This window comes from Pseudomonas sp., assembly GCF_050739935.1.
GTDB lineage: Bacteria > Pseudomonadota > Gammaproteobacteria > Pseudomonadales > Pseudomonadaceae > Aquipseudomonas.
Map to the genome: position 1 here is coordinate 1 of NZ_JBOICF010000062.1, position 5,511 is coordinate 5,511.

Genomic DNA, 5,511 nt, shown 5'->3' on the forward strand with positions numbered 1-5,511 from the left:
CGCCGGCAAGCCGTGCTGCTACAGGGGATGGCTTGAGGGTGCCGTTGTTGAGTTGATGTCGACATGAACGGGCAAAGCGTTAGCTCTCGCAGAAACCCGCGCCAATCACACTCAAAACCGTCGTCACTTCGGACGCGAATTGATCTGCTGCGACAATGTCTGAATCTGACTCTGCAACGTGTTCAAACTCCGAGTCATCTGCCCACGAAACGCATCGAACTCCTGCGTGCTCGCCCCAGAAGATGCAGCAGCTGGACGATTATCCTGCTCGCTCTTGAGCACGATCATGTCCTGCTCCAGACGCTCGATCGCCTGACTGTTATTGCTCTTCTTCAGATTCGCCACATCCGCGCTCAAACCCTTGATCTGCGAATCCAGACGCTCCTGTTCAGACTGCGCCGACTTGCCATCTGGCATGGCAGCCTTCACAGCCGCCAACTCCGTCGCCAAACCCTTGATCTGATCCTGCAACTGCTGATTGGTCCCCTGCTGTTGCGTCACTTGCGTGGCGATCTGCTCCAGCCGCTTGTCCAGACCGCCCTGCGCCCCGGCCACGCCCTGCTGCTGTTTGCTCTGATCGGCCAATTGATCCTGCAGCGCCTTGATCTGCGCTTTCAACGCCTCACCGCCGCTGTTGGCCACAGATTCCGTCGCCACGACCTTGCCGGAAATGTCCTGCAGCCGCCCGGCCGCTTCCTCACTGATACGCGCGAAGCTCTCCTGGGTCGCGACCAGTTGCTGCTCCATCAACGAAACCTGCTGAAAACTCCACCAGCCCAGACCACAGAACGCGATGAACAACGCACCGATCAACGTCCACAACGCGCCGGTTCCGGGGGCTTTGACCTTGACCACCGGGGTCGTGCGCGAATACACCGTGGTGCGCTCGCGGGCACCGGCGGTCGGGATGAAGTCATCGTCATCATCTTTGGCGCTGAGGCTCGGGACGTCATCGACGTCGTCATACGGATCTTTGCGCATGCGGTTCCCTTTGAAAGCCGTTGAATCTTGATGGCGGCAGTATACCCGCCAGACGTTAGGAACATCCCAATCGCCGGCTGTTTTACAACGCGGCGCCGTGCTGCGCTTTCCACCAATTGCAGAACTCGTCCAGCGCAGTCCAGACGCTGACCTTGGGCTGATACTCCAGATAATACTGAGCGCGGCTGATATCAAGGGTGAAATCTCGGCTCATGACCTGCATCCCGATTCTCGACAGCGTAGGTTCAGGTCGACCGGGCCAGAGCATGCACGCCGCCTCGTTAATTGCCGCTGCGCTATAGGCCAGCCCGTAGGAGCGGTAACGCGTGACGGGCGGCAACTGCATCTGGCGCATCACGTAATTGACCACATCCCAGATCGGGATCGGCGTGCCATTGCTGATGTTATACGCCTTGCCCAACGCCGAACCTGTGGCGAGCAGACTGCTGAGCAACGCTTCGTTGAGATTCTGGATGCTAGTGAAATCGACCTTGTTCAGACCGTTACCGATGATCGATAGGCGATTTTTGCGCTGCATCTGCATCAATCGCGGGAAGATACTGGTGTCGCCCGCCCCGGTGACGAAACGCGGGCGAAGGGCAATGACTTCCAGCCCGAATTCCTCAGCGCCGAACACCTTTTGCTCGGCCAGGTATTTGGTCGCGGCGTAGTGATTGTGAAAGCGCTTGGGCACCTGTTCCTCGCGGATGTCCAAGTGCGAATGCCCGTCGAAATAAATAGAAGGCGATGACAGGTGCACCAGACGGCGCACCTGTTGTTTGAGACAGGCCTCGACCACGTTTTCGGTGACCTGAACGTTGCCTAGATGGAAGTCCTGGCGCCGCCCCCAGGTGCCGACCGCGCCGGCGCAATGCACCACGGCTTCGACGTCTTCGCACAGGGCCTGCACCAGTTCCGGGTCGTTCAGATCGCCCTGGATGAACTCGGCGCCGCGTCGCACCAGATGCTCGACGCCTTGCGCGCGACGGCCGTTGACCCGAACGCTCAACCCCTGCTCCAGGGCAAACCGCGCAAAGCGTCCGCCAATGAAGCCGCTTGCGCCGGTGACCAGAATCTTCATTTACCGCTCCGTTTTACTTGCTTTGTTCTCACATGACCGTCGGGAAAACACCTCGGCCAAACAGGAGAACTGAATCGAAATCAGACACCGCAGTGCCTCTGTCGCTGTCATCTTGGCTATTGCGAGCATTGACGCTCACTGCGCCGTCAGCGGCACCAGCCATCGCCCGGCTTTTTTTGCCAGATGATCGGTCAAGCGTGTCAGCAACTGCCCGCCATTGCGCCAATGATGCCAGTACAAGGGCACATCGATGCAGCGATCGCTCAACAATTCCACCAGTTTGCCACTCGCCAACTGCTCGCGAACCTGCAATTCGGGAACCAGCCCCCAACCCATTCCGGCTTCGGTCATGCGGATAAAACCTTCGGACGAAGGACACAGATGATGCTGAAAACTGCCCTCGATCCCCAGCGCTTCGAGATAGCGATGCTGGAGGAAATCGTCCGGGCCGAACACCAGCGCCGGCGCCCGGGCCAACGCCTGCGGGGTGAAACCGTCCGGGAAATGTCGGGCAATGTAGTCGGGGCTGGCCAACGCACGATAGCGCATGGCGCCGAGCAACAGACTCCGCGCTCCGGCAACCGGACGCTCGCTGCCACACAAGCACGCCGCGACCTCTCCGGCACGCATGCGCTTGAGGCCGACGTCCTGATCCTCCACCACCAGGTCGATCAACAAATGGTGCTCGGTGCAGAAATCACCCACCGCCGGCGCCCACCACGTCGCCAGGCTGTCGGCGTTCAGAGCAATCCGCAGGCGTTCCGGCACCCCGCCTTCGTCAAGCGCCGGCACCACGCTTTGCAGGTCGCGCTCCAGCAGGCGCACCTGCTGCACATGGTTGAGTAAACGGCGGCCAATGTCGGTCGGGCTCGGCGGCGTGGCGCGTACCAGTACCGGTTGGCCGATGCGCGCTTCGAGCAGTTTGATCCGCTGCGAGACCGCTGATTGCGAAAGACCCAGCACCTGCGCCGCACGCTCGAAACCTGCCTGCTCGACCACCGCAGCCAGCGCGGAGAGCAATTTGTAATCGAACATCATTTTTCCTAATGAGCGATCAGTATTATTGGTTTTCCTTATACCCGCGATCCCCTGACAATCGCCACATCGATTTTCTCGCGTCAGCGTTATTTTTGGAGCAAGGCACCCATGTGGCAAAGCTACCTCAACGGCCTGTTGGTCGCGTTTGGCCTGATCATGGCCATCGGCACGCAAAACGCCTATGTATTGGCGCAGAGTCTGCGTCGCGAACATCACTTGTCGGTTGCGGTGCTGTGCATTCTCTGCGACGTGGTGCTGGTCGCTGCCGGGGTGTTCGGCCTGGCTAATGTGCTGGCGCATAATCCGACGCTGCTCGCGGTCGCACGTTGGGGCGGGGTGGTGTTTCTGCTGTGGTATGGCGCCAAGGCCTTACGCCGCGCGCTGTCGCCGCAGAGTTTGCAGGAGGGCGACGCCAATGGTCAGCGTTCGCGACGCGCCGTGTTGCTGACGGCGCTGGCGGTGACGCTGCTCAACCCCCACGTCTATCTGGATACCGTGCTGCTGATCGGCTCGCTCGGCGCCCAGCAGACAGAACCGGGCGCTTACGTGGCCGGCGCCGCCAGTGCGTCATTGCTGTGGTTCTCGACCCTGGCTATCGGCGCCGCCTGGCTCGCCCCTTGGCTAGCGCGTCCCGCTACCTGGCGCCTGTTGGATTTGATGGTAGCGGTGATGATGTTCAGTGTGGCGGTGCAACTGGTCAGAAGCGCCTGATCTGCCTCTTCGGCGATCTCCTGTGGGAGCGAGTTCATTCACGATGACGCCGCGCCAGGCGATGAGTGTGTATTGGATGCACCGGCCTTTCGCGAATGAATTCGCTCCCACAGGTATCGCGCGCAGCCCCTTCACGGCGCGACAACCGGCGGCCTCTACTTCCATCGACGCTTCCCATCGATTCTCCGGCACAGCTCTGGAACCTCTATCCCACACAGTTGTTGCGTGGTTATGGGCCGGACCCGGTGCTATGATCCAGCCCCTGCGTCGCAAAGAGTAAAAACTCGCCGGCGTATGTTATGTCTGGCCGCCCGTGATCGGCCTTGCGCTAACCGCAACTGACCTGATTAGGAGAATTACCATGGCTTTCGAATTGCCTCCGCTGCCGTACGCACACGATGCTCTGGCACCGCACATCTCCAAGGAAACACTGGAATACCACCACGACAAGCACCACAACACCTATGTCGTGAACCTGAACAACCTGGTGCCTGGCACTGAGTTCGAAGGCAAGACTCTGGAAGAAATCGTCAAATCTTCCTCGGGCGGTATCTTCAACAACGCAGCCCAGGTCTGGAACCACACCTTCTACTGGAACTGCCTGGCGCCAAACGCCGGCGGTCAACCAACTGGCGCGCTGGCTGATGCCATCAACGCTGCATTCGGTTCGTTCGACAAGTTCAAGGAAGAGTTCAGCAAGACGTCCATCGGCACCTTCGGCTCTGGCTGGGGCTGGCTGGTGAAGAAGGCTGACGGCTCTTTGGGCCTGGCCAGCACCATCGGCGCCGGCAACCCGCTGACCAGCGGTGACACTCCGCTGCTGACCTGCGATGTCTGGGAACACGCCTACTACATCGACTACCGCAACCTGCGTCCAAAATACGTCGAGGCGTTCTGGAACCTGGTGAACTGGAAGTTCGTCGCTGAACAGTTCGAAGGTAAGGCTTTCACCGCCTGATACGGCGTCAGATAGCTGCTTCAAAAAAAAGCCCGGCCTGGCCGGGTTTTTTTTCGCCTTCTGTTCGTCCTTTATGTATTGTCAGAAAACGATAGCGGACTAATATCAGTTTCAGCGTGAATCGACGAAACGAGGCTCAAGTTCCGCCGCCTGTTAACCGACACAGTATCGATCGCTTTACTTGCCTGCATGTCAATCGTCATCAGAATGAACCGAGTCAGGGATGTTCACGTTCTTGACTGCACAGGTCTGCATTGCCGATGCTTGCAAGCAGCATGGATGAAGGAATGCCCATTTGAAGCTGGAACTCAAAAACAGCTTGTCGGTGAAGCTGCTGCGTGTGGTGTTGTTATCGGCGCTGGTCGTGGGCGTTGTGCTCAGCTGTGCGCAGATTGTCTACGACGCCTATAAAACTCGGCAGGCCGTCGCCACTGACGCCGAGCGGATTCTCGACATGTTCCGCGACCCCTCGACCCAGGCCGTCTATAGCCTGGACCGGGAAATGGGCATGCAGGTCATCGAGGGTCTGTTTCAGGACAAGGCCGTGCGCATGGCCTCCATCGGGCACCCTAACGAAACCCTGCTCGCGGAAAAAACCCGCGACCTCAAGGCATCGCCCACTCGCTGGCTGACTGATCTGATTCTTGGCCAGGAACGCAGTTTCACCACGCAACTGGTCGGCCGCAGCCCCTACAGCGAGTACTACGGGGATCTGCGCATCACCCTGGACACCGCCACTTAC

General features: G+C 59.4%; 5 protein-coding genes and 1 pseudogene. 3 read left to right on the plus strand and 3 right to left on the minus strand.

Annotation, left to right across the window (positions count from 1 at the left end; genetic code table 11):
- Window positions 1-123 precede the first annotated feature (123 nt).
- The 3 genes from ACRER8_RS12460 to ACRER8_RS12470 all read right to left on the minus strand — a co-directional run bounded on the left by ACRER8_RS12460 (window position 124) and on the right by ACRER8_RS12470 (window position 3,097).
- Window positions 124-981: an ATPase gene (locus ACRER8_RS12460; protein WP_431746572.1), complete on the minus strand. Its 858-nt coding sequence runs from the start codon at window positions 979-981 to the stop codon at window positions 124-126.
- Window positions 982-1,063: 82 nt separating this feature from the next.
- Window positions 1,064-2,062, minus strand: a complete 999-nt coding sequence (locus ACRER8_RS12465; RefSeq protein ID WP_431746573.1) for an NAD-dependent epimerase/dehydratase family protein — start codon at window positions 2,060-2,062, stop codon at window positions 1,064-1,066.
- Between the two features lie 135 nt (window positions 2,063-2,197).
- A complete protein-coding gene (locus ACRER8_RS12470) occupies window positions 2,198-3,097 on the minus strand; it encodes a LysR family transcriptional regulator ArgP (RefSeq protein WP_431746574.1) in 900 nt (299 codons plus the stop codon).
- Between the two features lie 111 nt (window positions 3,098-3,208).
- Between ACRER8_RS12470 and ACRER8_RS12475 the strand changes: the two genes are divergently transcribed.
- The 3 genes and pseudogenes from ACRER8_RS12475 to ACRER8_RS12485 all read left to right on the plus strand — a co-directional run.
- Window positions 3,209-3,811, plus strand: coding sequence for a LysE/ArgO family amino acid transporter (locus ACRER8_RS12475; RefSeq protein ID WP_431746575.1), 603 nt, complete (start codon window positions 3,209-3,211; stop codon window positions 3,809-3,811).
- Between the two features lie 361 nt (window positions 3,812-4,172).
- Entirely contained in the window at window positions 4,173-4,769 is a 597-nt protein-coding gene (locus tag ACRER8_RS12480; RefSeq protein ID WP_431746576.1) for a superoxide dismutase, read from the plus strand.
- 295 nt (window positions 4,770-5,064) lie between these two features.
- A pseudogene (locus ACRER8_RS12485) lies at window positions 5,065-5,511 on the plus strand (GGDEF-domain containing protein); the annotation flags it as partial.